Source organism: Mycobacterium sp. TH-M15 (assembly GCF_057473705.1).
On sequence record NZ_JBYCLB010000164.1, the window covers coordinates 1 to 2,015 of the forward strand.

Annotated in this window: 2 protein-coding genes; one reads left to right on the forward strand and one right to left on the reverse strand. The window is 68.6% G+C overall.

Annotated elements, in window-relative coordinates; translation table 11 throughout:
* Nucleotides 1-432: 432 nt before the first annotated feature.
* Nucleotides 433-564, reverse strand: a complete 132-nt coding sequence (locus tag AC2VNT_RS03885; protein WP_486945599.1) for a hypothetical protein — start codon at nt 562-564, stop codon at nt 433-435.
* A gap of 151 nt (nt 565-715) precedes the next feature.
* Between AC2VNT_RS03885 and AC2VNT_RS03890 the strand changes: the two genes are divergently transcribed.
* Nucleotides 716-1,885, forward strand: a complete 1,170-nt coding sequence (locus AC2VNT_RS03890; RefSeq protein WP_486945600.1) for an acyl-CoA dehydrogenase family protein — start codon at nt 716-718, stop codon at nt 1,883-1,885.
* Nucleotides 1,886-2,015: the final 130 nt, after the last annotated feature.

The following is a 2,015-nucleotide window of genomic DNA, read 5'->3' on the forward strand; positions in this document are numbered from 1 at the left end:
GCAACCGCCGCCGCCGGGCTGCGGGGGTGTGCCAGGTCTGCGGGTAGGGCTGTGCGGGGTATTGCACGGCCGCGGCGGCCGGTGGCGGGGGCAGGTAGCCGCCGGGGGCGCTCCGACAGCGGCGGGGGGCGGCATGGTCGGGTGTGGGACGCTGACGGCCGGGCCGGCATCGCCGCCGGGCTGGTGCTGGGTGTGTCGGTCAGACGTACACGCCACCTCCTCCGCGGGTAACGCCCACGGTCGGCATCGGGAATTCGGGGATGCCCCGACTGGATTCGGTGCCGCTGTCAGCAGCCGCGTGGTCTTGGGCGGCGAACCGCGGCGGGGACTCACTGAGCGCCCTGAACTGTCTCACCGCGGCAGCCGCGTCATGCACATCGTGGTCGGTCAACACGGCCTCGATCTCGGGCCCGACCGCGGCCGCCGCGAAATCTATCGGCGAGGCCCCGGCGACGCCGGCGAGGTGATCACCACGGGCGCACTGTTGACTGTGGCATTGTCGGCCTTGCCCGCGGCCTGGGCCAGCGCCTCGTAGTTGATGGGTGTCCTGTCTCCACCGCTCATGCCGACATTGTCCACGCTGGCCCGCCACGGGAGAAGCCTTCCCGGAGGCCGGGCGGCGTGATACCCGGGCAGGACCACCCTATCGGCACCGTCGACGCATGCCCGGTACCGCCGGTACGCCCAACCATCCGGTTGGTCTATTCTCGTCGCTATGAGCGACAGCACCCAGGCCGTCAAATACCAGCGCACCCTGTTCGAGCCGGAGCACGAGCTCTTCCGGGAGTCGTTCCGGGCCTTCCTGGACCGGCACGTCGCGCCGTACCACGACCAGTGGGAGAAGGACAAGATCGTCGACCGCGGCGTCTGGCTGGAGGCCGGCAAGCAGGGCTTCCTGGGCATGGCGGTGCCGGAGGAGTACGGCGGCGGCGGCAATCCGGACTTCCGCTACAACACCATCATCACCGAGGAGGTGGTCGCCGGCCGGTACAGCGGCATCGGCTTCGGCCTGCACAACGACGTGGTCGCGCCGTACCTGCTGCGGCTGGCCAACGAGGAGCAGAAGCAGCGCTGGCTGCCCAAGTTCTGCACCGGCGAGACGATCACCGCGATCGCGATGACCGAGCCGGGCACCGGCAGCGACCTGCAGGGGATCAAGACCCGCGCGGTCAAGCAGGGCGACCACTACGTCTTGAACGGGTCGAAGACGTTCATCACCAACGGCATCCACTCCGACCTGGTGATCGTGGTGGCCCAGACCGACCCGGAGAAGGGCGCGCAGGGGTTCAGCCTGCTGGTCGTCGAGCGTGGGATGCCCGGCTTCGAGCGCGGACGGCACCTGGACAAGATCGGGCTGGACGCCCAGGACACCGCCGAGCTGTCGTTCACCGACGTCGAGGTGCCGGTGCAGAACCTGCTCGGCGAGGAGGGCATGGGCTTCATCTACCTGGTGCAGAACCTGCCCCAGGAGCGCATCTCGATCGCGATCATGGCGGCCGCGGCGATGGAGGCGGTGCTGGCCGACACCATCGCCTACACCAAGGACCGCAAGGCGTTCGGTCGGTCGATCGGCAGCTTCCAGAACAGCCGGTTCCTGCTGGCCGAGCTCGCCACCGAGGCAACCGTGGTGCGGATGATGGTCGACGAGTTCATCCGGCTGCACCTCGAGGAGAAACTCACCGTGGAGCAGGCGGCGATGGCCAAGTGGTATTCGACCGAGGCGCAGGTGAAGCTGATCGACCGCTGCCTGCAACTGCACGGTGGCTACGGATACATGCGGGAATACCCGGTCGCCCGGGCCTACCTGGACGCCCGGGTGCAGACGATCTACGGCGGCACCACCGAGATCATGAAGGAGATCATCGGTCGCAGCCTCGGCGTGTAGCCGGGGCAATCGGGTCGCAGCCTCGGCGTTTATCGGCTCTTCCGACTTAGCAGGGGCGTAGCTGTCTGGCCCTGGGTGGCGCCTGCCGTGATTGGCGGGTGCAGGCCCACCGTACGCGGCGACGTTGGTT